Source organism: Variovorax sp. Varisp85 (assembly GCF_047304045.1).
GTDB lineage: Bacteria > Pseudomonadota > Gammaproteobacteria > Burkholderiales > Burkholderiaceae_C > Variovorax.
Genome location: NZ_JBGLYN010000014.1, coordinates 67,435 through 88,898 on the forward strand (window position 1 = coordinate 67,435; position 21,464 = coordinate 88,898).

Sequence of the window (21,464 nt, forward strand, 5' to 3'; positions counted from 1 at the left end):
CACGCACATGACTCTGAAAGCAGCCCCCGCCCGACTGTCCACGACTTCAGCCAGCTTCGACGCTGAATTCAAGGCGCGGCTGCATTGGTCCGCGGACGCGGATGCGGCCATCGAGAAGGTGGTGGCGGACATCCTCGCCGACGTTCAAACGCGTGGCGACGTTGCGGTGCTGGAGTACACGAATCGCTTCGACAAGCTCGACGCGAAGACGCTGCCCGAGCTGGAGCTGACCCAGGCCGAACTGAAGGCCGCCTTCGAGTCGCTGCCCGCAGCGCAGCGCGGCGCGCTCGAAGCCGCCGCACGCCGTGTGCGCAGCTACCACGAGGCCCAGAAGAAGGCCTCGGGCGAGAGCTGGAGCTACCGCGACGCCGACGGCACGCTGCTCGGCCAGAAGGTCACGCCGCTCGACCGTGTCGGCATCTACGTGCCGGGCGGCAAGGCCGCCTATCCGTCGAGCGTGCTGATGAACGCCATTCCTGCGCACGTCGCGGGCGTCGCCGAAATCATCATGGTCGTGCCGACGCCGAAGGGCGAGAAGAACCAGCTCGTGCTGGCCGCCGCCTACGCGGCCGGCGTGACGCGCGCCTTCACCATCGGCGGCGCGCAAGCCGTGGCCGCGCTGGCCTACGGCACCGCGACCGTCCCCGCCGTCGACAAGATCACCGGCCCCGGCAACGCCTACGTGGCCGCAGCCAAGCGCCGCGTGTTCGGCACCGTGGGCATCGACATGATCGCGGGCCCGAGCGAAATCCTCGTGTTGGCCGACGGCACCACGCCGCCCGAGTGGGTGGCGATGGACCTGTTCAGCCAGGCCGAGCACGACGAGTTGGCGCAGAGCATCCTGCTGTGCCCCGACGCCGCCTACATCGACCGCGTGCAGGCCGAGATCGATCGCCTGCTGCCCACCATGCCGCGCGCCGAAATCATCGCCGCCTCGCTCAACGGCCGCGGCGCGCTGATCCACACGAAGAGCATGGAAGAGGCCTGCGAGATCAGCAACCGCATCGCGCCCGAGCACCTGGAAGTCAGCAGCAGCGAACCGAATCGCTGGGAGCCGCTGCTGCGCCACGCCGGCGCGATCTTCCTGGGCGCCTTCACCAGCGAGAGCCTGGGCGACTACTGCGCCGGGCCGAACCACGTGCTGCCGACCAGCGGCACGGCGCGCTTCTCGAGCCCGCTGGGCGTCTACGACTTCCAGAAGCGCTCCAGCCTGATCGAGGTCAGCGAGGCCGGCGCCCAGGCGCTCGGCCCGGTCGCCGTCACGCTGGCCGAGGGCGAGGGCCTGCAGGCGCACGCCGAGGCCGCCCGCATGCGGCTGCGTAAGATCTGAACTCCAACAACAACCCGTCCTCGGGAGGAGCAAGCAAGATGATCGGTCGTCTCTTCGGTTCGCGCCTGTTCAGGTTCGCCGCGACTGCCATTGCGGGGGCCGCGCTGTTGGCCGCCTGCAGCCAGATGCCGCAGGCTCCGCGCGAATCGGCCGCCGCCAGCGCCACGTCCAGCGCCGCCGCGCCGGCCGCACCCGCGCCGCAGCTTGGCACGCAATGGGGCGAGGGCATCGAATCGAAGACCCGCACCGTCGTCGCCAAGCGCCTGTCCGACCGGCCGGACGACGTGGCCTCGGTGGGCTACAACGAGGCCTCCGCCGTGCGCCGCGCGGTGGGCAGCAATCCCGAGCGGCGGCTGAACCTGCTGCTGGCCGATGGCGATGTCGAATGGTCCGTGCTCGACGAGGACGGCCGTCCGCTGCCCCTGCAGCGCACCCGCCGGGGCAGCGGCGGGGAGGACATGTTCCGTCTCGCCGGTGTCGAAGGCGCGCGCTACACACTGCGCTTTCGCAACCTGAGCGAGCGCAGCTACGAAGTGATCGCCACCGTCGACGGCCTCGACGTGCTCAACGGCAAGCCCGGCAGCATGCGCAACGGCGGCTACGTGCTGCGGCCGCTGCAGTCGCTGACCATCGAGGGCTTTCGCAAGAGCCAGAACGAGGTGGCCGCCTTCCGTTTTTCAGCGCCCGGCCGCGCCTACGCTGCGAACACCGAAGCCGGCGACGTGCGCAACGTCGGCGTGATCGGTGCCGCGCTGTTCGAGCTCGAAGAGCGCGACACCCCGCGCCGCCAGCGCCGCGGCGCCGACCCGTCGCAGCCCAGCGCCTTCCCGGCCGACGGCGCCTACGCGCCGCCGCCGCGCTACCGCAGGTGATGCCGATGAAGCGTGCCGCGTTCCTGCTGCTCGCACTCGCCGTCGCCTCCGGCGCGCAGGCCATGAGCATCCGCGAGCTGCGCACGCTCGAGGCCAACGAGAAGGAGGGCAAGGCCTACGCCAGCTACTACCTGGTCGGCGTGCTCGAAGGCCTGCGCGAAGGCGTCGAATCTTCGCAGCGCAACGGCCAGAAGCCGCTGTTCTGCGTCGAGGGCCGCCGCCTCGAACCCTCCATGGCCCGTTCGCTCTACCAGACCGAGCTGACCCGCAACGCCGACAGTTACGAAGCCGACATGCCCGTGCAACTGGTCATGTCCGGCGCCCTCAAGAACAGCTATCACTGCACCCGATGACCGCTCCTGAATCCGCTCGCCCGCCGTTCGACCGCATCCGCCACGACGTGCGGGCCATGCATGGCTATGCGGTGCAGGACGCGCGCGGCTTCATCAAGCTCGACGCCATGGAAAACCCCTTCGGCCTGCCGCCCGCGCTGCAGGCCGAACTCGGCACGCGGCTCGGCACGCTGGCGCTCAACCGCTACCCCGGCGACCGTGGCGCCGATCTGCGCAGCGCGCTGGCGGCACATGCGCAAATGCCTGAAGGCTTCGCGCTGATGCTGGGCAACGGGTCGGACGAACTGATCTCGCTGCTGGCCATCGCCTGCGACCTGCCGGGTGCGGCCGTGCTGGCACCCGTGCCCGGCTTCGTGATGTACGCCATGAGCGCGAAGCTCCAGGGCCTGAAGTTCGTTGGCGTGCCGCTCACGGCCGACTTCGAGCTCGACGAGGCCGCCATGCTGGCCGCCATCGAGCGCGAGAAGCCCGCCATCGTCTATCTCGCGTACCCCAACAACCCGACCGCCAACCTCTGGGACGACGCCGTCCTCGAGAAGATCGTCGAAGCCCAGGGCGCGCAGGGCGGCCTGGTGGTGATCGACGAGGCCTACCAGCCCTTTGCCGCCCGCAGCTACATCGACCGGCTGGCGAAGCACGGCCACGTGCTGCTGATGCGCACGCTCAGCAAGTTCGGGCTGGCCGGCATCCGCCTGGGCTACATGATGGGTCCGGCCGCGCTGGTCGCCGAGATCGACAAAGTGCGCCCGCCCTACAACATCAGTGTGCTCAACTGCGAGGCTGCGCTGTTCGCGCTGGAGCATGCCGACGTGTTCGAGGCGCAGGCCCGGCAGATCCGCGAGGAGCGCGAGCGCCTGATGACGGGGCTCGGCCGCCTGCCCGGCGTGAAGACCTGGCCCAGCGACGCCAACATGATCCTCCTGCGCGTGCCCGATGCCGCCAGGACTTTCGAGGGTATGAAGGCTCGCGGCGTTCTGGTGAAGAACGTTTCTAAAATGCATGAACTGCTCGCGAACTGCCTGCGTCTCACCGTCGGAACGGCCGACGAGAATGCGCGGATGCTCGCGGCACTCGAAGCCTCACTATGACCACCCCCCAGATTGCCGATCGCACAGCGACGGTCACCCGCAACACCGCCGAGACGAAGATCACCGTCAGCGTGAACCTCGACGGCACCGGCCGCGCCAAGCTTTCCACCGGCATCGGCTTCTTCGACCACATGCTCGACCAGATCGCCCGCCACGGGCTGATCGACCTCGACATCGACTGCCAGGGCGACCTGCACATCGACGGGCACCACACGGTGGAAGACGTGGGCATCACGCTGGGCCAGGCCGTGGCCAAGGCTGTCGGCGACAAGAAAGGCATCCGCCGCTACGGCCATGCCTATGTGCCGCTCGACGAGGCGCTGAGCCGTGTCGTCATCGACTTCTCGGGCCGTCCGGGCCTCGTGATGCACGTGCCTTTCACCAGCGGGATGATCGGCACCTTCGACAGCCAGCTCACCTACGAGTTCTTCCAGGGTTTCGTGAACCACGCCTTCGTCTCGCTGCACATCGACAACCTCAAGGGCGTCAATGCGCATCACCAGTGCGAGACGGTGTTCAAGGCTTTTGCGCGCGCCATGCGCGGCGCGCTCGAAATCGATCCCCGCTCCGTCGGGGTCATTCCATCGACCAAGGGTTCGCTCTGAAGCCCGCCAGCGAACAGCTATGAAATCTGCAGCAGCAAATACCGTCGCGGTCGTCGACTACGGCATGGGCAACCTGCACTCGGTGTCGCAGGCCGTTCGCCATGCGGCCGACCAGGTGGGCGTGGAGGTGTTCGTCACCTCCGACCCCGACGTGGTCCGCAAGGCGACCCGTGTGGTGCTGCCGGGGCAGGGCGCCATGCCCGACTGCATGCGCGAGCTGCGCGACTCCGGCCTTCAGGAATCGGTGCTCGAGGCGGCCGCCAGCAAGCCGCTGTTCGGCGTGTGCGTGGGCATGCAGATGATGCTGTCGCGTAGCGACGAAGGCCCGACCGACGGCTTGGGCCTCATTCCAGGTGAAGTCGTCAAATTCGACCTGGCCGGGCGCCTGCAGGCCGACGGCAGCCGCTTCAAGGTGCCGCAGATGGGCTGGAACCAGGTGCGCCAGGCCCAGCCGCATCCGGTGTGGGCGGGCGTGCCCGACCTGAGCTATTTTTACTTCGTGCACAGCTTCTATGCCCGTCCGGCGGACCCCAAACACAGCGTGGGCGAGGCGGAATACGGCGCGAGCTTTACCGCGGCCATCGCACGCGATAACATTTTTGCCACCCAGTTCCACCCGGAGAAGAGTGCGGACCACGGGTTGCAGCTCTATCGCAATTTCCTCCACTGGAAACCCTGAACCTATTTTTCCGACCGGGCCGACACTCCCACAGCCCGGATCCCGCACACTCGCGTCACTTCCATGCTCCTCATTCCCGCCATTGATCTCAAAGACGGCCACTGCGTTCGCCTCAAACAGGGCGACATGGACCAGTCCACCATCTTCAGCGAAGACCCTGCCGCCATGGCCCGCAAGTGGGTCGAGGCCGGCGCGCGCCGGCTGCACCTGGTCGATCTGAATGGCGCCTTCGCCGGCAAGCCGCAGAACCACGCGGCGATCAAGGCGATCCTGAAAGAGGTGGGCGACGACATCCCGGTGCAACTCGGCGGCGGCATCCGCGACCTCGACACCATCGAGCGCTACATCGATGACGGCCTGCGCTACGTGATCATCGGCACCGCCGCGGTCAAGAACCCCGGCTTCCTGAAGGACGCCTGCAGCGCCTTCGGCGGCCACATCATCGTGGGCCTGGATGCCAAGGACGGCAAGGTCGCCACCGACGGCTGGAGCAAGCTCACGGGCCACGAGGTGGCCGACCTGGGCAAGAAGTTCGAGGACTACGGCGTCGAATCGATCATCTACACCGACATCGGCCGCGACGGCATGCTCTCGGGCATCAACATCGAGGCCACCGTCAAGCTCGCGCAGGCGCTGACCATCCCCGTGATCGCCTCGGGCGGCCTGTCGAACATGGCCGACATCGACAAGCTCTGCGAAGTCGAGTCCGACGGCGTGGAAGGTGTGATCTGCGGCCGCGCGATCTACTCGGGCGACCTCGACTTCGCCGCCGCGCAGGCCCGCGCGGACGAACTGGCGGCCTGACGCATTGCCGGCGCCGCCCTGGGCGGGCGTGCCGGTTCCTTTTCAGGCTCGGCTTCATCGAGGTCTTGATCGCCTGCCAGCAGGCTCAGCATGACCCCGGCCAGGACGATGGCCAGTCCGAGTACCGCCACTGCTTCCAGAAAGAATTTCATGGCGCCATGCCGTTGAGATGCCCCAGGGTTCCTCAGGCAATTGGATGAAATCCTCCTGACCGTTCGCTGAGTAAGAAAACGTCAGGCCGCGCCCTGAAAAGAAGCTATTCGGACTTCACCGACATCGTCTGGATGATCGTTTCCAGCTGCTCGCTCATCGGCAGATTGATGCTCTCCCCCGAAGGCAGCTTGCGCAGGAACCAGCGCTTGTACTGCCGATGGATCTCGCCGTCTTCCGCCAGCACCTGGAAGGTGTCGATGACCAACTTGTTCAGCTGCGGATCGTCCTTGCGGTACATGATCCCGTAGGGGTCGTAGGAGAGGAAATCGCCGACCACCTCATAGTTGGCCTTGGCGGCGTCCTGCGCGATCAGGCCATAGAGCAGCACGTCGTCGGTCGCGAAGGCGTCGGCCTGGCCGCTCTTCACCAGCGCGAACGACTCCGCGTGGTCGCGCGCCACCCGCAGGTCGATGTTCAGCTTGAACTTTTCCGACAGGTCGCGCAGCGTCTTCTCGTTCGTGGTGCCGGCCGTCACCGCCACCTTCTTGCCCGCGAGGTCGCGGAACGACTTGATCGGCGAGCCCTTCTTCACCAGCACCTTGGTACCCGAGACGAACATCGTCGGCGAGAAGCTCACGCGCTTCTGGCGCTCGAGGTTGCTGGTGGTCGAGCCGCATTCCAGGTCGACCTTGCCGCTCACGACCGCATCGATGCGCGAATCGGACGTGACGGGCACCCACTTGATGGTGAGGCTCTTGTTCACTGCGTCCTCGATGGCCGTCACCAGCGCGCGGCAAAGCTCGATCGAATAGCCGATCGGCTCCTTGCGCGCATTGAGGTACGAGAACGGCACCGACGATTCGCGGTAGCCGATGGTGATGGCGCCCGTCTCGCGCGCCTTGGCAAGAGTGCCGGTCAGCGCGGTGGGGGCTTGCTCCTGCGCCTGTGCCGGCCTTGCAGGCACGAGCATGGCGGCCGCCAGCAGCAGTACGGCGAGAAAAACCGACGGCGTGGCCTTGGGCTTCATGGCGCGCCTCACGCGTGTGCGGGGTGGGCGAGGGTGGCAGCCGCCTCTTCGTCGATCGCGCGGGCGTTGACCTCGGCATCGCGCTCGGACATCAGTTCGCCCTCCCACTTGGCGACCACCGCGGTGGCAATGGAGTTGCCCACCGCATTGGTGGCCGAGCGGCCCATGTCTAGGAAAGTGTCCACGCCCAAAATCAGCAGCAGGCCGGCTTCGGGGATGTCGAAGTGGTTCAGCGTGGCGGCAATCACCACCAGCGAGGCGCGCGGCACGCCGGCCATGCCCTTGGACGTGAGCATGAGGATCAGCAGCATCGTGATCTGCGTGCTGATCGGCATGTGGATGTTGTAGGCCTGGGCGATGAAGAGCACCGCGAAGGTGCAGTACATCATCGAGCCGTCGAGGTTGAACGAGTAGCCCATCGGCATCACGAAGCTCGAGATCTTGCGCTTCACGCCGAAACGGTCGAGCGCCTGCAGGATCTTCGGGTAGGCCGCTTCGGAGCTCGCGGTGGCGAACGACAGCAGGAAGGCTTCCTTGATGAGCACCAGCAGCTTCAACACGCGCGGGCCGAGGAACAGGAAGCCCGCCAGGATCAGCACGCTCCACAGCACGAACAGGCCCAGGTAGAAGTCGCCCATGAACACCGCGAACTTCAGCAGGATGCTCAGGCCGTTGACAGCCACCGTGGCGGCCATGGCGGCCAGCACCGCCAGGGGTGCGAGCTTCATCACGTAGCCGGTGATCTTGAGCATCGCGTGCGACAGCTCCTCGATGGCCGCCACCAGTGTCTTGGCCTTGTCGCCCAGCGAGGCCAGCGCCACGCCGAAGAACATCGAGAACACCACGATCTGCAGGATCTCGTTGTTCGCCATGGCCTCGACGAACGACTTGGGCACCGTGTGGCTCACGAAGTCCTTCAGCGTGAACTTGGCGGTGGCCAGGTTGGCCGAGGCGCCGATGTCGGGCAGCGGCAGGCCCAGGTTCTCGCCGGGCTTGAGCAGGTTGGCCATGACCAGGCCGATCACCAGCGAGATCAGCGAGGCGGTCAGGAACCAGCCGATGGCCTTGCCGAACACGCGGCCGACCGACTTGGCGTCGCCCATGTGCGCGATGCCCACCACCAGCGTGGAGAACACCAGCGGGCCGATCAGCATCTTGATCAGGCGCAGGAACACGTCCGAGACGATGGAGACGTAATCTGCAATTTCTTTCGCGGCCTTTTTGTCCGGAAAGCTCGAGAAGATCATGTAGCCGACGACGATGCCGAGCACCATCGCGATCAGGATCCATGCGGCCATCGGCAGCTTCTTCATGCGTATCCCCTTTTTGTCTGTCGTGTGAGAGTGATTTTCGAGTGCACGGGGCCGACTTGCATGCTGTCCCCCGATGCAAGCGGCCACAGGGTATCCAAGAAGGCCCCGTGCACGCAATGGGCCCTTGATGCCAATTCCGTGCCACCGCGCGGTCGCTGCCTACAATTCCGGGCATGGAAACCAGCCTGATCGAGTTCCGCGGCCAGCCCGCCATCCGCGCCACGGGCGCCGATGGAAGCACCCTGACCGTTGCATTGCATGGCGCCCAAGTGCTCTCGTGGGCCACGGCCAGCGGGGTGGAGCGACTTTATCTGAGTCCGCGCGCGGTGTTCGACGGGCAGGCCGCCATTCGCGGCGGCGTGCCCATCTGCTGCCCCCAGTTCAACCAGCGCGGCATGCTGCCCAAACATGGATTCATGCGCAATTTGCCTTGGTCGCAAGCGGCCGCCGATGCGCCGCAGACGCTGCGGTTGACGCTGCGCGACAACGAAGCCACCCGAAGGCTGTGGCCGCACGCTTTTGAGGCACGGCTGGAAGCGACCCTGTCCGCCGGCGGGCTGCGCACCACGCTCACGCTCGTCAACATCGACCATGCGCCCTGGACCTTTGCGGCCGCGCTGCACACCTATCTGCGCGTCGACGACATCGCCCACGTGCGCCTCGAAGGCCTGCAGGGCGCCAACCGCTGGGATTCGCTGCGCGACGACCGTCATGTGGAAACCGCCGCGGCGCTGCATTTCGACGCGGAATTCGACAGCGTCTACGCCGCGCCCGCCAAGCCGCTGCGCCTCGTGCAGCCAGGCAGCACGCTCGAAATCGCACAAAGCGCGAGCTGCAGCGAAACCGTGGTCTGGAACCCCGGTGCCGTGCTCGGAGCGAAACTCGCCGACATGCCCGAAGACGGCTTCCGCCACATGCTCTGCGTCGAGGCGGCCCGCATCGACGAGCCCGTCCTGCTGGCGCCCGGCGCCCAATGGCAGGGCTGGCAACAGCTCCGCGTTCTCTGATCTCCTACCGGTTCATTTTTCATGCTTGCCAAACGCATCATTCCCTGCCTCGACGTCACCGGCGGCCGCGTCGTCAAGGGCGTCAACTTCCTCGAACTGCGCGATGCGGGCGACCCCGTCGAGATCGCCGCGCGCTACAACGCGCAGGGCGCCGACGAACTCACCTTCCTCGACATCACCGCCACCAGCGACGGACGCGACCTGATCCTGCCGATCATCGAGGCCGTGGCTTCGCAGGTCTTCATTCCGCTGACCGTGGGCGGCGGCGTGCGCACCGTGGCCGACGTGCGCCGGCTGCTCAACGCGGGCGCCGACAAGACCAGCTTCAACTCGGCCGCCATCTCGGATCCGCAGGTGATCAACGACGCCTCGCAGAAATACGGCTCGCAGTGCATCGTGGTCGCCATCGACGCCAAGCGCCGCAGCCCCGAAGAGGCCGCCACGCGCGGGGCGGGCTGGGACGTGTACAGCCACGGCGGGCGCAAGAACACCGGCCTCGACGCCGTCGAATGGGCAGCCGAGATGGCGCGCCGCGGCGCCGGCGAGATCCTGCTCACCAGCATGGACCGCGACGGCACCAAGAGCGGCTTCGACCTGGAACTGACCCGCGCCGTGAGCAATGCCGTCAATGTGCCGGTGATCGCCTCGGGCGGCGTCGGCAGCCTCGACGACCTGGCCGACGGCATCCAGACCGGCGGCGCTGATGCAGTGCTGGCGGCCAGCATCTTCCACTACGGCGAGCACACGGTGGGCGAGGCCAAAGCCCGCATGGCCGCGCGGGGCATTCCCGTGCGGATCGACCGTTGAACGTGCCTTAAGGGTCTTTCCCCATCCCCGACAATACCGCGATGAATTGGCTCGATGAAGTGAAGTGGGATGCGAGCGGCCTGGTGCCCGTGATCGCGCAGGAGCAAGGCAGCAACGACGTGCTGATGTTCGCCTGGATGAACCGCGAGGCGCTCGAAAAGACCGCCGAGCTCGGCCGCGCGGTGTATTTCAGCCGCTCGCGCAACAAGCTCTGGTTCAAGGGCGAGGAATCGGGCCACGTGCAGACCGTGCACGAGATCCGCCTCGACTGCGACAACGACGTGGTGCTGCTCAAGGTCACCCAGCTCGGCCACGAGCCCGGCATCGCCTGCCACACCGGCCGCCACAGCTGCTTCTTCAGCAAGTACGAGAACGGCGGCTGGACCGTGGTCGAACCCGTCTTGAAAGACCCGGAGTCGATCTACAAATGACGGCCACAGTGAACCACAGCACCTCCGACGCCCTTGCACGCCTTGCCTCGGTCATCGAAAGCCGCCTGCCCGCGCGCGGAGGCGACCCCGACAAGAGCTACGTCGCGCGCCTGCTGCACAAGGGCCCCGACGCCTTCCTCAAGAAGATCGGCGAGGAAGCCACCGAGGTCGTGATGGCCGCCAAGGACGCCGACCACGGCGGCGACCGCTCCAAAATAGTGAACGAAGTGGCCGACCTCTGGTTCCACACCATGGTGGCGCTGGCGCACTACGGTTTTTCCCCCGCCGACGTCACCGCGGAACTCGAGCGCCGCGAGGGCACCAGCGGCATCGAGGAAAAAGCGCTGCGCAAGGTGCAGGCGCGGGAATCCGAAGCCTCCAACGATTGAAAGGACATCGACCATGGCCAACGACATCGTGAACGTGGAACCCGACGACTCCCTCAAGACCTGGGGCTGGGTCAGTTACATCCTGCACCTGATCGTGGCCATCGGCGCCGTCGTGCCGGGGGCGCAGGCCTCCGTGCTGCTGCTGCTGATTGCGCTGGTGATCGACTTCGTCAAGCGCGACGACGCGGCCGGCACCTGGCAGGCATCGCACTTCAGCTGGCGCATCCGCTCGGTGCTGTGGGCCGGCCTGCTGTACATCGTTACTTCGTGGCTCTGGCTGCTGTTCTTCGTGCCGGGCTGGATCGCCTGGAGCCTGATCTCGCTGTGGTTCCTGTACCGGATCGTGAAGGGCATGATCCGCATGAACGACGGCCGTCCCATGGAACCCAAAGATGTCATCTGACCCGAACTGCGTCTTCTGCAAAATCATCGAAGGCAAGATCCCCTCGCGCAAGGTCTACGAAGACGACGACCTGTTCGGTTTTCACGACATCTCGCCCTGGGCGCCGGTGCATTTCATGCTGGTGCCCAAGAAGCACATCGCTTCGATGGCGCAGCTCACGCCCGACGACTCGGCCCTCATGGGCAAGATCATGATCCTGGCGCCCAAGCTGGCGCTGGAGCAGGGCTGCAGGCCCTATCCGGACGGCGGCTACCGGGTCGTCGTCAACACGGGCAGCGAGGGCGGCCAGGAGGTTCACCATCTCCATGTCCATGTCATGGGCGGCCCCCGCCCGTGGCTTCGCGGTTGAGTGGCGTTAGTCCAAACTGTCACATTCCGCCCGACTAAAATCGGACACATTCTTAGGAGTTCTCCATGGGTTCTTTTTCCATCTGGCACTGGTTGATCGTGCTGCTCGTCGTGGTCATGATCTTCGGCACCAAGAAGCTGCGGAACATGGGTTCGGACCTTGGCGGCGCCGTCAAGGGCTTCAAGGACGGCATGAAGGACGGTTCGTCCGACGCCGCCACCCCGCCGGCCCCCACCCAGCAAGTGACTGGCCAGCCGGCCAACAGCGACAAGTCGACGATCGACGTCGAAGCGCGTCAGAAGTCCTGAGCGCGGGCAGCAGCACGTGCTCGACCTCGGCATTGAGAAGCTGGCGCTGATCGGCGTCGTGGCGCTGATCGTCATCGGTCCGGAAAAGCTGCCGCGCGTGGCCCGCACCGTCGGCACCTTGCTCGGCAAGGCGCAGCGCTACGTGAACGACGTCAAGGCCGAAGTCAACCGCTCGATGGAGCTCGACGAGCTCCGCAAGATGAAGACCACCGTCGAGGATGCGGCGCGCGACGTCGAGCACAGCATCCACACCGGCGCGAGCGAATTCGAGAAGCAGTTCAGCGGTTCGGGCGAAACCCTCTCGGCGCTGGCCGAACCCGAGCCGTCGCCGCCCGAATACAAGCATCCCCGCAAGAACTGGCGACTGAAGCAGGGCGCCACGCCGCAGTGGTACAAGGCGCGCAACGGCGTGCGCACCAAGGCGCTGTCGGGTGCCGCGCGTGTCGCGCGCTTCCGCCCGCACACGATCAACAAGATCAACTAGCGTCCCCCACCACCGCGTTCCGCGAGCGCCGCACGCCGGCCGACGTCACGCTATCTTCTTTTCCAATGGCCGATTCCGACAACAAGAACAAAGACAAAGAAGACGAACTGGCGGGCACCGAACAGCCGTTCGTGGCGCACCTGGTCGAGCTTCGCGACCGCCTGCTCTACTGCGTCTATGGCCTCGTGGTCGCGGGCATCCTGCTGGCCATCTGGCCCGGCCCGGGCGGGTTGATCGACCTGATCGCGATGCCGATCAAGGCGCACATGCCGCACGACGCAAAGCTCATCGCCATCGGTGTGTTCTCCCCGTTCTTCGTGCCGCTCAAGGTGCTGATGATGGCGGCCGTGCTGCTGGCGCTGCCCTGGCTCATGTACCAGGCGTGGATGTTCGTCGCGCCCGGGCTCTACAGCCATGAAAAGAAATTCGCGCTGCCGCTGATCTTCTTCGGCAGCCTGCTGGCCTATGCCGGCATTGCCTTCGTGCAGCTCTTCGTGCTGGACAAGATGTTCAGCTTCATCCAGCGCTTTGCCCCCGCAGCGGTGCAGGCGACGCCCGACATTTCGTCGTACGTCGAGGCCATCCTGTCGCTGTACATCGCCTTCGGCGTGGCCTTCCAGGTGCCGATCGTCGTGATGCTGCTGGTGCGCTTCGAGATGGTGACCATCGAGAAGCTCAAGTCCTTCCGCGGCTACTTCATCGTGGTCGCGTTCGTCGTGGCCGCGGTGCTCACGCCGCCCGACGTGGTGTCGCAGCTGGCGCTGGCGGTGCCGATGTGCCTGCTGTACGAGGTGGGCATCATCGGTGCCAAGTATTTCGCCAGTGCCGCCAGGAAGCCCGAAGAAGACGAAAGCGCCGATTCGGCGCAGTCCTGACCCGCCGGCTGGCCTGACGGCAGCCCGTTATTCGGGCTGCTGCTGATTCGGTACCTGCCGCACCGGGCTCTTCGGCCGCAGGCCCGGCATCACGTCCAGTTCCATCTTGTCGCTGCCGCGCTGCAGCGCAAACCTCGCGGTGCTGCCAGGCTTCAGGCCGGCCACTGCGGTCAGCAGCGCCTGCACGTTGTCCGTCTTCTTCTCGCCCACCGAAGTGATCACGTCGCCGGGTCGGATGCCGGCCTTGGCAGCCGGGCCGTTCTGCAGCACGCCGGTGATGATCACGCCGGTGTCCGCCTTCACGCCGAAGGTCTCGGCGAGTTCGGGCGAGAGTTCGTTCGGCTCCACGCCGATCCAGCCGCGGCGCACCTGGCCTTCCTTCACGATCCCTTCGAGCACGATCTTGGCCATCGACACCGGAATGGCAAAGCCGATGCCCATGCTGCCGCCCGAGCGCGAATAGATCGCAGTGTTGATGCCCTGCAGGTTGCCGTTGACGTCGATCAGCGCGCCGCCCGAGTTGCCAGGGTTGATGGCCGCGTCGGTCTGGATGAAGTTCTCGAAGTTGTTGATGCCGAGCTGGTTGCGCCCCAGCGCCGAGACGATGCCGCTGGTCACGGTCTGGCCGACACCGAATGGGTTGCCGATGGCCAGCACCTGGTCGCCCACCTGCAGCGCGTCGGAGTCGCCCAGCACGATCGCCGGCAGCTTGTCGAGCTCGATCTTCAGCACGGCCAGGTCGGTGTCGGGGTCGGTGCCGATCACCTTGCCGCGCGCGTGGCGGCTGTCGTTGAGCGTTACCTCGATCTCGTCGGCGCCCTCGACCACGTGGTTGTTGGTGAGGATGTAGCCGTCGGCGCTCACGATCACGCCGCTGCCCAGGCCCACCTGGGGCTGGTCGTCCTGGTCGCCGAAGAAGAAGCGGAACCACGGGTCGTTGCTGCGCGGATGGCGTTGCGCGGCCTTGCTGGTGTTGATGCTCACCACCGCCGGCGAAGCCTTCTTGGCCGGCACGCTCAGGCTGCCGGCCGTCGGGATGTTCGGGTTGCCCGCGGGCGCCTCGACGATCGACACCACGCCGCCCAGCGAGGTCGCGCGCTTGTGGATCCACTCGGGCTTGAGCGTCGCGACGACGAAATAGGCCGCGAGCAGGACAGTCACGGCTTGTGCAAAGAGCAGCCAGGTGCGTTTCATGAAAGATTGGTGAAAAAGACGTTGGAAGGCTGCCGTGGAGCGCAGCGATGTTGTCAATTGTCCCTCAACCGCACGGAACAGAAACCGCGCCACGCGGTCGAGATTGGGCTGACTGCCAGCGTGAATCCGGGTTAACCCGTAGCATCGCTCCACAGGTCCCACCCGGCCCATGTTTCCCCGGCCTCCCGCGCTGCCCACCCGGCGGAAGCGGCCAGGCATTTCGTCGGCGCGCCATTTTTCCGTTTTCTCACCTGGTTTTGCGGGCTGGCGCGCGGTCACGACCTTCCTGCCAGCCATGACTTCACAAGCAACCCTCCCGGACGGCGCGCAGCCGGCACCGGCACGCACGCTCGGTTCGAGCGACTACAAGACCCTCGGCCTGTCCGCCCTCGGCGGCACCCTGGAGTTCTACGACTTCGTCATCTACGTGTTCTTCGCCACCGTGCTCGGGGCGCTGTTCTTCCCGGCCGACATGCCCGACTGGCTGCGGCAGCTGCAGACCTTCGGCATCTTCGCGGCCGGCTACCTGGCGCGCCCGGTGGGCGGCATCGTCATCGCGCATTTCGGCGACATCTTCGGCCGCAAGCGCATGTTCACGCTGTCGATCTTCCTGATGGCGGCGCCCACGCTGGTGATCGGCCTGCTGCCGACCTACGCGAGCATCGGCGTCGCGGCGCCCCTGCTGCTGCTGGCCATGCGCGTGCTGCAGGGCGCGGCCATCGGCGGCGAGATGCCCGGCGCCTGGGTGTTCGTGGGCGAGCACGTTCCGGCCAGGCGCTACGGCTTCGGCATCGGCATGCTGACCTCGGGCATCACCGGCGGCATCCTGCTGGGCTCGCTGGTTGCGGTGGCCATCAACCGGCACTATTCGCCGGTGCAGGTGAGCGAGTTCGCCTGGCGCCTTCCCTTTGTGCTGGGCGGTGTGTTCGGGCTGGTGTCGGTGTACCTGCGCCGCTTCCTGCACGAGACGCCGGTGTTCAAGGAGCTGGCCGGGCGCCGCAGCGTGGCGCGCGAGATGCCGCTGCGCACCGTGCTGCGCGAGCATCGCCTGGCCTGCGTGTACGTCGCGCTGCTGACCTGGGTGCTGTCGGCCGCCATCGTGGTCGTGGTGCTGTACACGCCCACCTACCTGCAGAAGGTGCACCACATTCCGGCCGCGCTGGCGCTCGAAGCCAACGCGCTCGCCACGCTGACCCTGACGCTCGGCTGCATGCTGGCCGGCTGGGCCAGCGACCGCATCGGCACGCGCACCGTCATGCTGATCGGCTGGGGCGGCCTGTTCGCCACGGCCTACCTGTTCTACAGCGGGCTGCCCGGCACGCCGTCGACGCTCTATGCGCACTACGCGCTGGTGGGCTTGTTCGTGGGCACCATCGCCACGGTGCCGATCGCGGGCGTGCGCGCCTTCCCGGCGCCGGTGCGCTTCACCGGCCTTTCGTTTGCCTACAACATGTCGTACGCGGTCTTCGGCGGACTGACCCCGGTGATCCTCACGCTCTGGCTGCAGCGCGACACCATGGCGCCGGCGCACTACGTGGCGGCGCTGGCCGGGCTGGGCTTCCTGCTGGCGCTGTTGCCCCTGGCCGCTCGTGGCCATGCCATGCGGGATGGCGCGGCCATCGCGGGCGGCGCGACAATGGCGCGATGAGCACCACCCGCCACGAACTGCTTCACGCATTCGACCTGCTGCTCGCCCCCGGGCGCTTCAAAGACTACGGACCCAACGGCCTGCAGGTCGAAGGGCGCACCGTGGTGCGCAAGATCGTTTCGGGCGTAACCGCCAGCCGCGCGCTGATCGAGGCCGCGATCCACGCCGATGCCGATGCCATCTTCGTCCACCATGGCTTGTTCTGGCGCGGCCAGGACGGCTGCGTCACCGGCTGGATGAAGCAGCGCCTGGGCCTGCTGCTGGGCGACGACGTCAATCTCTTCGCCTATCACCTGCCGCTCGATGCGCATCCCGAACTCGGCAACAACGCACAGCTCGGCCTGCAACTGGGGCTCGTGGCCCATGCCGGATCGGCCGGGCGCTTCGGCGAGCAGGAACTGGGTTTTCTCGGCGCGCAGGAAAACGGCGAAGGCTTCGCCAACGCCAAGGCGCTCGCCACCCATGTCGAAAAAGTGCTGAAAAGACCGGTCACGCTCGTCGACACGGCGCATCGCGCCATCAGGAACATCGCGTGGTGCACAGGCGGCGCGCAGGGCTACTTCGAAGCCGCCATCGCGGCCGGCGCCGACGCCTTCATCACCGGCGAGATCTCTGAGCCCCAGGCCCACTACGCACGCGAGATGGGTGTGGCCTTCCTGGCCTGCGGGCACCACGCCACCGAACGTTACGGCGCGCCAGCCGTGGCCGGGCACGTTGCGGCGCAGCTCGGGCTGAAGCACGAGTTCATCGACATCGACAACCCGGCATGAGCGCAGCGCCGGGCCGCCCCAAGCAAGCTTGCACCGCAGTGCGGAGCACGGAGGTGCCTTTCCAATGAGCGCTGCCATCGCCATCACCCTCGGGGATCCCGCGGGCATCGGCCCCGAGATCATCGCCAAGGCCTTTCGCGACGCGCCCGATGCAACGCATGGCGCGTTCGTTGCCGGCGATGTGGGCACGGTGCGCAAGGCCTCGCAGGCGCTCGCAGCACCTGGGCTGCCGGCATGGCCGGTGCTGGAAATCGAAACCGCCGCCGAAGCCGCGACGGTGCCGCCGGGCTGCATTCCCGTGCTGCAGGTGATTGCGCCGCCATCGCCAATCGAGCTGGGCCAGATCAGCGCCGAAGCCGGCCGCGTGGCCGGCGAATGCGTCGTCTGGGCCGCGCGGGCCGCACTACGCGGCGAAATCGGCGCCATCGTGACCGCGCCGCTGCACAAGGAAGCGCTGTCGGCCGCCGGCTTTCCGTACCCCGGCCATACCGAGCTGCTGCAGGCCGAGGCCGCCGCCCACCTGGGCCGCACCCTGGCCGACGTGCCGGTGCGCATGATGCTTGCCAACGACGAGCTGCGCACCGTGCTCGTCAGCATCCACATGTCGCTGCGCCACGCCATCGAGGCGGTGCATTTCGACGGTGTGCTCGGAACCCTGCGCATCACCCACCGCGCGCTGACGCATGCCCTCGGCCGCGTGCCGCGCATCGGCGTGGCGGGGCTCAACCCGCATGCGGGCGAGGGCGGCCTGTTCGGTTCGGAAGAGCGCGAGATCATCGCGCCGGCCATCGAGGCCGCGCGCGCCGAAGGCATCGACGCCAGCGGCCCCTATGCGCCCGACACCGTCTTCATGCGTGCGCGCGCCAGGCAGGGCGTGCCGTCCAGCGGCGAGTTCGACGTGGTGGTTGCGATGTACCACGACCAGGGCCTGATCCCCATCAAGTACCTGGGCGTGGAGAAGGGCGTGAACGTGACGCTGGGACTGCCGCTGGTGCGGACCAGCCCCGACCACGGCACCGCGTTCGACATCGTGGGCACGGGCCTGGCCGATGCGTCGAGCCTCGTCGAGGCGCTGCGCATGGCCCGCGTGCTGAGGGGCGCTTAGGGGCGCTTGAGGCTGTCGCGGATTTCGCGCAGCAAGGTGATGTCTTCTGGCGTTGCGGCAGGAGCAGGCGGCGCGGCCTCTTCGGTCTTCCGCAGCTTGTTGATCTGCTTGACCATCATGAAGATGATGAAAGCAAGGATCACGAAGTTGACGGCCACCGTAATGAAGCTGCCATAAGCCAGCACCGGAACGCCGGCCTTCTTCAGGTCTGCCAGTGTGTTCGCCACGCCGGGGGGCACGGTGCCCAGCACCACATAGAGGTTCGAGAAATCGAGCTTGCCGAACACCACACCCACCAGCGGCATGATGATGTCGCCCACCAGCGAGTCGACGATCTTGCCGAACGCGGCGCCGATGATCACGCCCACCGCGAGGTCGATGACGTTGCCCTTGACGGCAAATTCCTTGAATTCACTGAGGATGCTCATGATTCAAAAGGCTGCTGGAGCTCTGCTGTTGAAAGAGCGTCGAGTATGCCCGCGGAAGCGCGCCGGAATCGGCTGCCCGGCGTGAAGCATTCGGCGCATTTGATCTATTTGCCTCATCCGCGATGCGGAAAGAAAAGTGCGTGCTTAGGTGTACCCAGTTTCAGTAGTTTTAGTTACAAAAGGAAACAGGGCCCTCGTGGTGACTCATCCGAGCGGGGTGCCACTGTTAGGATCACACCCGCCGCTACGACAAGCGGACCGGTATTGACATGCAGTTGCATGTTCTCGGTTCAGCGCCTCCACGAGGCACTCTGCGCCCTGGCAGTGCCCAGCAGTGTGCCTGCGGTAACCACGAATTGTGAAAAAGAATTGCACCGCAATGAGTGCATGCGTAGTTTTTATCGCCTGGCTATTTTGGCGCTAAAAAAATTGGAATTTCCTTGGGGGATCGGAATTGAGAAGAAATGCAAATGTCCTGAAGTTGGCTTCGACACTGGCATGTGTGGTGGTGCTTCAAGGCTGCGCGGTCGTGCCGGGCATGGGCAACGTGGAGCCCTACGAGGCAGGGGGCGAACTGGCCTCCCAGTTCCGCTATCTTCCCGACGAGGCGCCCGAAGGCCAGATCACCCCCATTTCCCTCGCGCTCGTGCGCACGCTGGCGCAGGCGGCCCCGAAGGGCGTTCCGCCTGAGGTCAATGCGCTGTTCGGCAAGAGCGAGCGCTACACCATCGGCCCCGGCGACGTGGTGGGCGTCATCGTTTACGACCACCCCGAACTGCTGCCGAATGCCGGCGCCGTCATTTCGCAGTCTGCGGACCCGACGGGCGTGCAGGTGGCCCCCGGCTTCATTGTCGATTCCGACGGAGAGGTGGCCTTTCCGTACATCGGCCGCGTGCGGGTGGCGGGGCTGAGCGAGGGCGACGCCTCCGACCTGATCGGCAAGCTGCTCCTTCCGCACATCCGTGACCCGCAAGTGACCGTGCGCATCCAGTCGTTCCGCAGCCGCCGTGCGTATGTAGAAGGCGAAGTGCGCACCCCCGGCTCGCAGATCTTCACCGACGTGCCGATGACGCTGAACGAAGCCATCAACCGGGCCGGCGGCATTACGGCCGCGGGCAACCGCTCGGCCGTCACGCTCATTCGCAACGGCCAGTCGATCCGGATCGACATGACCAGGCTGCGCGAAGCCGGCTACGACGGCAACAGCATTCCGCTGAAGAACGGCGACACCGTGCGCGTGGCCAACCGGGAAGACGACAAGGTCTTCCTCATGGGCGAAGTCGTGGCCCCGCTGGCGTTGCCCATGCGCAGCAACGGCCGCCTCAGCCTGAGCGAAGCGCTGGGCGAAGCCGGGGGCACGTTGAATTCCACCGCCAACGCCGGCCAGATCTACGTCATTCGCCAGGGCGCGACGGGTGCACCCGCCATCTTCAACCTCAATGCGCGGAACCCGGCAGCGCTTGCCATTGCGAGCCAGTTCAGGCTGCAGTCGCAGGACGTGGTCTATATCGACCCCGTGCCGCTGGTCAAGTGGAACCGCGTGGTCAGCTTGATCCTGCCGTCGGCGACGGTGGCCAATGCCGCCAGCGAGATCTACGTCAGGCACACCAACTGAAGCCGAGGCCTGTTCCTTCTTCGACGAGATGCGGGGATTGGACGGGCCTTTGAAGGTGACGGTTCAGGTGCGATAGGGCGACGGCTTCCATTGAGAGGACGCTGTCGAAGTTCTTGTTTCCAGCGTTCCCATCATGCAAGCCATTCATCCAAATCAACCCATTGCGATCATCGGCCTGGGATATGTGGGCCTTCCGCTTGCCGTGGAGTTCGGCAAGAAACGCCCAGTGGTTGGGTTCGATATCAACGCCGCGCGCATTGCCGATTTGCAAGCTGGCCGCGATCGCACGCTCGAGACCACCCCCGGGGAACTGAACGCCGCAGAACAACTGCGCTTCACCGCACACATCGAAGACTTGCGCGAATGCGGCGTCTTCATCGTCACTGTGCCAACACCAGTGGACGCAGCCAATCGGCCTGACCTGACGCCGCTCGTCAAGGCCAGCGAAACCGTCGGCAAGGTGATGCCACAAGGTGCCATAGTGGTTTTCGAGTCCACGGTGTACCCCGGCGCTACCGAAGAAGTGTGTGTGCCCGTGCTCGAAAAATTCAGCGGCAAGAAGTTCAACGTGGACTTTTTCTGCGGCTACAGCCCCGAGCGCATCAACCCTGGCGACAAGGAACACCGTCTGCCCAGCATCAAGAAGGTGACCAGCGGCAGCACGCCGGAGGTGGCGGAACTCGTGGACCAGTTGTACCGCCAGATCATCACTGCCGGTACCCACAAAGCCAGCAGCATCAAGGTGGCTGAAGCCGCCAAGGTGATCGAGAACACGCAGCGCGACGTGAACATCGCTTTGATGAACGAGCTGAGCCTCATCTTTCATCGCCTCGGCATCGACACGCTCGAAGTGCTGCAGGCGGCCGGCACCAAGTGGAACTTTCTGCCCTTTCGTCCGGGGCTGGTGGGCGGGCATTGCATCGGCGTGGATCCGTACTACCTCACGCACAAGGCAGTGGAGGTCGGCTATCACCCAGAGGTGATCCTGGCCGGTCGGCGCATCAACGACAACATGGCGAGCCATGTCGCCGACGAAGTCATCAAGCTGATGCTGCGCAAGAACGTGCCCGTGCTGGGCAGCAAGGTCTTGGTGTTGGGGCTGACCTTCAAGGAGAACTGCCCAGACGTGCGCAACACGAAGGTGGTAGACATCGTGCACACCTTGAAGGGCTACAACACGCAGGTCGATGTGTTCGACCCATGGATCGATGTGGCCGAGGCGGAGCACGAATACGGTCTGCAATGTCTGACCGAAATGCCTGCCCCCGGCCAATACGCCGCCATCGTGCTGGCTGTGGGACACCACCAGTTCGTGACATTGGGCGAAGCTGGCATCAAGGCGCTAGGCCAACCCGACGCCGTGCTGTTCGATGTGAAAAGTCTGTTGCCCCTGGGTGCAGCAGACGGTCGGCTGTGAGCGGCATAGA

At 65.9% G+C, this 21,464-nt stretch carries 25 protein-coding genes; 21 read left to right on the forward strand and 4 right to left on the reverse strand.

Annotation, left to right across the window (positions count from 1 at the left end):
• Window positions 1-7: 7 nt before the first annotated feature.
• The 7 genes from hisD (at window position 8) to hisA (ending at window position 5,731) form a co-directional block, all read left to right on the forward strand.
• A complete protein-coding gene (gene hisD, locus ACCC97_RS08290) occupies window positions 8-1,330 on the forward strand; it encodes a histidinol dehydrogenase (RefSeq protein WP_007835254.1) in 1,323 nt (440 codons plus the stop codon).
• A 38-nt stretch (window positions 1,331-1,368) separates the two neighbouring features.
• Complete coding sequence (locus tag ACCC97_RS08295; RefSeq protein ID WP_413332268.1) at window positions 1,369-2,202, forward strand: hypothetical protein; 834 nt, start codon at window positions 1,369-1,371, stop codon at window positions 2,200-2,202.
• A 5-nt stretch (window positions 2,203-2,207) separates the two neighbouring features.
• Entirely contained in the window at window positions 2,208-2,555 is a 348-nt protein-coding gene (locus ACCC97_RS08300; protein ID WP_157632216.1) for a hypothetical protein, read from the forward strand.
• Entirely contained in the window at window positions 2,552-3,643 is a 1,092-nt protein-coding gene (gene hisC, locus ACCC97_RS08305) for a histidinol-phosphate transaminase (RefSeq protein ID WP_413332271.1), read from the forward strand. Before ACCC97_RS08300 ends, hisC begins: the two co-directional genes overlap by 4 nt.
• On the forward strand, window positions 3,640-4,248 hold the full coding sequence (gene hisB, locus ACCC97_RS08310; RefSeq protein ID WP_007835258.1) for an imidazoleglycerol-phosphate dehydratase HisB: 609 nt from the start codon (window positions 3,640-3,642) through the stop codon (window positions 4,246-4,248). Before hisC ends, hisB begins: the two co-directional genes overlap by 4 nt.
• 19 nt (window positions 4,249-4,267) lie before the next feature.
• Window positions 4,268-4,927, forward strand: coding sequence for an imidazole glycerol phosphate synthase subunit HisH (hisH, locus tag ACCC97_RS08315; RefSeq protein ID WP_007835259.1), 660 nt, complete (start codon window positions 4,268-4,270; stop codon window positions 4,925-4,927).
• A 63-nt stretch (window positions 4,928-4,990) separates the two neighbouring features.
• Window positions 4,991-5,731, forward strand: coding sequence for a 1-(5-phosphoribosyl)-5-[(5-phosphoribosylamino)methylideneamino]imidazole-4-carboxamide isomerase (gene hisA, locus ACCC97_RS08320; RefSeq protein WP_007835261.1), 741 nt, complete (start codon window positions 4,991-4,993; stop codon window positions 5,729-5,731).
• A gap of 256 nt (window positions 5,732-5,987) precedes the next feature.
• Here hisA and ACCC97_RS08325 read toward each other — a convergent pair whose 3' ends face one another.
• Together ACCC97_RS08325 and ACCC97_RS08330 are read right to left on the reverse strand one after the other, a co-directional pair.
• Complete coding sequence (locus tag ACCC97_RS08325; RefSeq protein ID WP_007835263.1) at window positions 5,988-6,911, reverse strand: amino acid ABC transporter substrate-binding protein; 924 nt, start codon at window positions 6,909-6,911, stop codon at window positions 5,988-5,990.
• 8 nt (window positions 6,912-6,919) lie between these two features.
• Window positions 6,920-8,224: a dicarboxylate/amino acid:cation symporter gene (locus tag ACCC97_RS08330; RefSeq protein ID WP_007835265.1), complete on the reverse strand. Its 1,305-nt coding sequence runs from the start codon at window positions 8,222-8,224 to the stop codon at window positions 6,920-6,922.
• A 173-nt stretch (window positions 8,225-8,397) separates the two neighbouring features.
• Between ACCC97_RS08330 and ACCC97_RS08335 the strand changes: the two genes are divergently transcribed.
• The 9 genes from ACCC97_RS08335 (at window position 8,398) to tatC (ending at window position 13,277) form a co-directional block, all read left to right on the forward strand.
• A complete protein-coding gene (locus ACCC97_RS08335) occupies window positions 8,398-9,231 on the forward strand; it encodes a D-hexose-6-phosphate mutarotase (protein WP_056586058.1) in 834 nt (277 codons plus the stop codon).
• A gap of 21 nt (window positions 9,232-9,252) precedes the next feature.
• On the forward strand, window positions 9,253-10,038 hold the full coding sequence (gene hisF, locus ACCC97_RS08340) for an imidazole glycerol phosphate synthase subunit HisF (protein ID WP_007835271.1): 786 nt from the start codon (window positions 9,253-9,255) through the stop codon (window positions 10,036-10,038).
• 41 nt (window positions 10,039-10,079) lie between these two features.
• Window positions 10,080-10,469 carry a phosphoribosyl-AMP cyclohydrolase gene (gene hisI / locus ACCC97_RS08345; protein WP_413313818.1) on the forward strand — a complete coding sequence of 130 codons (390 nt, stop codon included), beginning with the start codon at window positions 10,080-10,082 and terminating at the stop codon, window positions 10,467-10,469.
• Window positions 10,466-10,858 (forward strand): phosphoribosyl-ATP diphosphatase, encoded by a 393-nt coding sequence (locus ACCC97_RS08350; protein ID WP_413332273.1) that lies wholly within the window; start codon window positions 10,466-10,468, stop codon window positions 10,856-10,858. The genes hisI and ACCC97_RS08350 overlap by 4 nt, the downstream gene beginning before the upstream one ends.
• A 13-nt stretch (window positions 10,859-10,871) precedes the next feature.
• Complete coding sequence (locus tag ACCC97_RS08355; RefSeq protein ID WP_007835277.1) at window positions 10,872-11,261, forward strand: DUF4870 family protein; 390 nt, start codon at window positions 10,872-10,874, stop codon at window positions 11,259-11,261.
• Complete coding sequence (locus ACCC97_RS08360) at window positions 11,251-11,610, forward strand: histidine triad nucleotide-binding protein (RefSeq protein ID WP_007835279.1); 360 nt, start codon at window positions 11,251-11,253, stop codon at window positions 11,608-11,610. Before ACCC97_RS08355 ends, ACCC97_RS08360 begins: the two co-directional genes overlap by 11 nt.
• Window positions 11,611-11,675: 65 nt before the next feature.
• Window positions 11,676-11,918: a Sec-independent protein translocase subunit TatA gene (gene tatA / locus ACCC97_RS08365; protein ID WP_007835282.1), complete on the forward strand. Its 243-nt coding sequence runs from the start codon at window positions 11,676-11,678 to the stop codon at window positions 11,916-11,918.
• 16 nt (window positions 11,919-11,934) lie between these two features.
• The gene (gene tatB / locus ACCC97_RS08370) at window positions 11,935-12,402 is read left to right on the forward strand and encodes a Sec-independent protein translocase protein TatB (protein ID WP_007835284.1); all 468 of its coding nucleotides are present in this window, start codon (window positions 11,935-11,937) and stop codon (window positions 12,400-12,402) included.
• A gap of 65 nt (window positions 12,403-12,467) precedes the next feature.
• Window positions 12,468-13,277 carry a twin-arginine translocase subunit TatC gene (gene tatC / locus ACCC97_RS08375; RefSeq protein ID WP_056586067.1) on the forward strand — a complete coding sequence of 270 codons (810 nt, stop codon included), beginning with the start codon at window positions 12,468-12,470 and terminating at the stop codon, window positions 13,275-13,277.
• A gap of 27 nt (window positions 13,278-13,304) precedes the next feature.
• Here the strand turns inward: tatC and ACCC97_RS08380 are convergent, their stop codons facing one another.
• On the reverse strand, window positions 13,305-14,471 hold the full coding sequence (locus tag ACCC97_RS08380; RefSeq protein WP_007835300.1) for a trypsin-like peptidase domain-containing protein: 1,167 nt from the start codon (window positions 14,469-14,471) through the stop codon (window positions 13,305-13,307).
• Window positions 14,472-14,766: 295 nt separating this feature from the next.
• Here ACCC97_RS08380 and ACCC97_RS08385 point away from each other — a divergent pair, with 295 nt between their 5' ends.
• From ACCC97_RS08385 to pdxA, 3 genes are all read left to right on the forward strand, one after another.
• Entirely contained in the window at window positions 14,767-16,119 is a 1,353-nt protein-coding gene (locus tag ACCC97_RS08385) for an MFS transporter (protein WP_007835302.1), read from the forward strand.
• Window positions 16,116-16,889 (forward strand): Nif3-like dinuclear metal center hexameric protein, encoded by a 774-nt coding sequence (locus tag ACCC97_RS08390; protein ID WP_007835304.1) that lies wholly within the window; start codon window positions 16,116-16,118, stop codon window positions 16,887-16,889. The genes ACCC97_RS08385 and ACCC97_RS08390 overlap by 4 nt, the downstream gene beginning before the upstream one ends.
• 64 nt (window positions 16,890-16,953) lie before the next feature.
• The gene (pdxA, locus tag ACCC97_RS08395) at window positions 16,954-17,994 is read left to right on the forward strand and encodes a 4-hydroxythreonine-4-phosphate dehydrogenase PdxA (RefSeq protein WP_413332274.1); all 1,041 of its coding nucleotides are present in this window, start codon (window positions 16,954-16,956) and stop codon (window positions 17,992-17,994) included.
• Here the strand turns inward: pdxA and mscL are convergent.
• The gene (gene mscL, locus ACCC97_RS08400; RefSeq protein WP_007835307.1) at window positions 17,991-18,422 is read right to left on the reverse strand and encodes a large conductance mechanosensitive channel protein MscL; all 432 of its coding nucleotides are present in this window, start codon (window positions 18,420-18,422) and stop codon (window positions 17,991-17,993) included. The two genes, pdxA and mscL, sit on opposite strands and share 4 nt — an antisense overlap.
• Window positions 18,423-18,903: 481 nt before the next feature.
• Between mscL and ACCC97_RS08405 the strand changes: the two genes are divergently transcribed.
• Both ACCC97_RS08405 and tviB read left to right on the forward strand, forming a co-directional pair.
• A complete protein-coding gene (locus ACCC97_RS08405; protein WP_237726111.1) occupies window positions 18,904-20,037 on the forward strand; it encodes a polysaccharide biosynthesis/export family protein in 1,134 nt (377 codons plus the stop codon).
• 133 nt (window positions 20,038-20,170) lie between these two features.
• Entirely contained in the window at window positions 20,171-21,454 is a 1,284-nt protein-coding gene (tviB, locus tag ACCC97_RS08410; protein WP_007835309.1) for a Vi polysaccharide biosynthesis UDP-N-acetylglucosamine C-6 dehydrogenase TviB, read from the forward strand.
• Window positions 21,455-21,464: the final 10 nt, after the last annotated feature.

Coding starts and splice junctions, on each gene's coding strand:
- ACCC97_RS08380 (WP_007835300.1), bottom strand. CDS start 14,471: ATGAAACGCACCTGGCTGCTCTTTGCACAAGCCGTGACTGTCCTGCTC.
- ACCC97_RS08355 (WP_007835277.1), top strand. CDS start 10,872: ATGGCCAACGACATCGTGAACGTGGAACCCGACGACTCCCTCAAGACC.
- mscL (WP_007835307.1), bottom strand. CDS start 18,422: ATGAGCATCCTCAGTGAATTCAAGGAATTTGCCGTCAAGGGCAACGTC.
- hisF (WP_007835271.1), top strand. CDS start 9,253: ATGCTTGCCAAACGCATCATTCCCTGCCTCGACGTCACCGGCGGCCGC.
- ACCC97_RS08360 (WP_007835279.1), top strand. CDS start 11,251: ATGTCATCTGACCCGAACTGCGTCTTCTGCAAAATCATCGAAGGCAAG.
- ACCC97_RS08385 (WP_007835302.1), top strand. CDS start 14,767: ATGACTTCACAAGCAACCCTCCCGGACGGCGCGCAGCCGGCACCGGCA.
- ACCC97_RS08350 (WP_413332273.1), top strand. CDS start 10,466: ATGACGGCCACAGTGAACCACAGCACCTCCGACGCCCTTGCACGCCTT.
- tviB (WP_007835309.1), top strand. CDS start 20,171: ATGCAAGCCATTCATCCAAATCAACCCATTGCGATCATCGGCCTGGGA.
- ACCC97_RS08295 (WP_413332268.1), top strand. CDS start 1,369: ATGATCGGTCGTCTCTTCGGTTCGCGCCTGTTCAGGTTCGCCGCGACT.
- ACCC97_RS08335 (WP_056586058.1), top strand. CDS start 8,398: ATGGAAACCAGCCTGATCGAGTTCCGCGGCCAGCCCGCCATCCGCGCC.
- ACCC97_RS08390 (WP_007835304.1), top strand. CDS start 16,116: ATGAGCACCACCCGCCACGAACTGCTTCACGCATTCGACCTGCTGCTC.
- pdxA (WP_413332274.1), top strand. CDS start 16,954: ATGAGCGCTGCCATCGCCATCACCCTCGGGGATCCCGCGGGCATCGGC.
- hisA (WP_007835261.1), top strand. CDS start 4,991: ATGCTCCTCATTCCCGCCATTGATCTCAAAGACGGCCACTGCGTTCGC.
- hisD (WP_007835254.1), top strand. CDS start 8: ATGACTCTGAAAGCAGCCCCCGCCCGACTGTCCACGACTTCAGCCAGC.
- hisB (WP_007835258.1), top strand. CDS start 3,640: ATGACCACCCCCCAGATTGCCGATCGCACAGCGACGGTCACCCGCAAC.
- ACCC97_RS08300 (WP_157632216.1), top strand. CDS start 2,208: ATGAAGCGTGCCGCGTTCCTGCTGCTCGCACTCGCCGTCGCCTCCGGC.
- ACCC97_RS08325 (WP_007835263.1), bottom strand. CDS start 6,911: ATGAAGCCCAAGGCCACGCCGTCGGTTTTTCTCGCCGTACTGCTGCTG.
- ACCC97_RS08330 (WP_007835265.1), bottom strand. CDS start 8,224: ATGAAGAAGCTGCCGATGGCCGCATGGATCCTGATCGCGATGGTGCTC.
- hisC (WP_413332271.1), top strand. CDS start 2,552: ATGACCGCTCCTGAATCCGCTCGCCCGCCGTTCGACCGCATCCGCCAC.
- hisH (WP_007835259.1), top strand. CDS start 4,268: ATGAAATCTGCAGCAGCAAATACCGTCGCGGTCGTCGACTACGGCATG.
- tatA (WP_007835282.1), top strand. CDS start 11,676: ATGGGTTCTTTTTCCATCTGGCACTGGTTGATCGTGCTGCTCGTCGTG.
- hisI (WP_413313818.1), top strand. CDS start 10,080: ATGAATTGGCTCGATGAAGTGAAGTGGGATGCGAGCGGCCTGGTGCCC.
- tatC (WP_056586067.1), top strand. CDS start 12,468: ATGGCCGATTCCGACAACAAGAACAAAGACAAAGAAGACGAACTGGCG.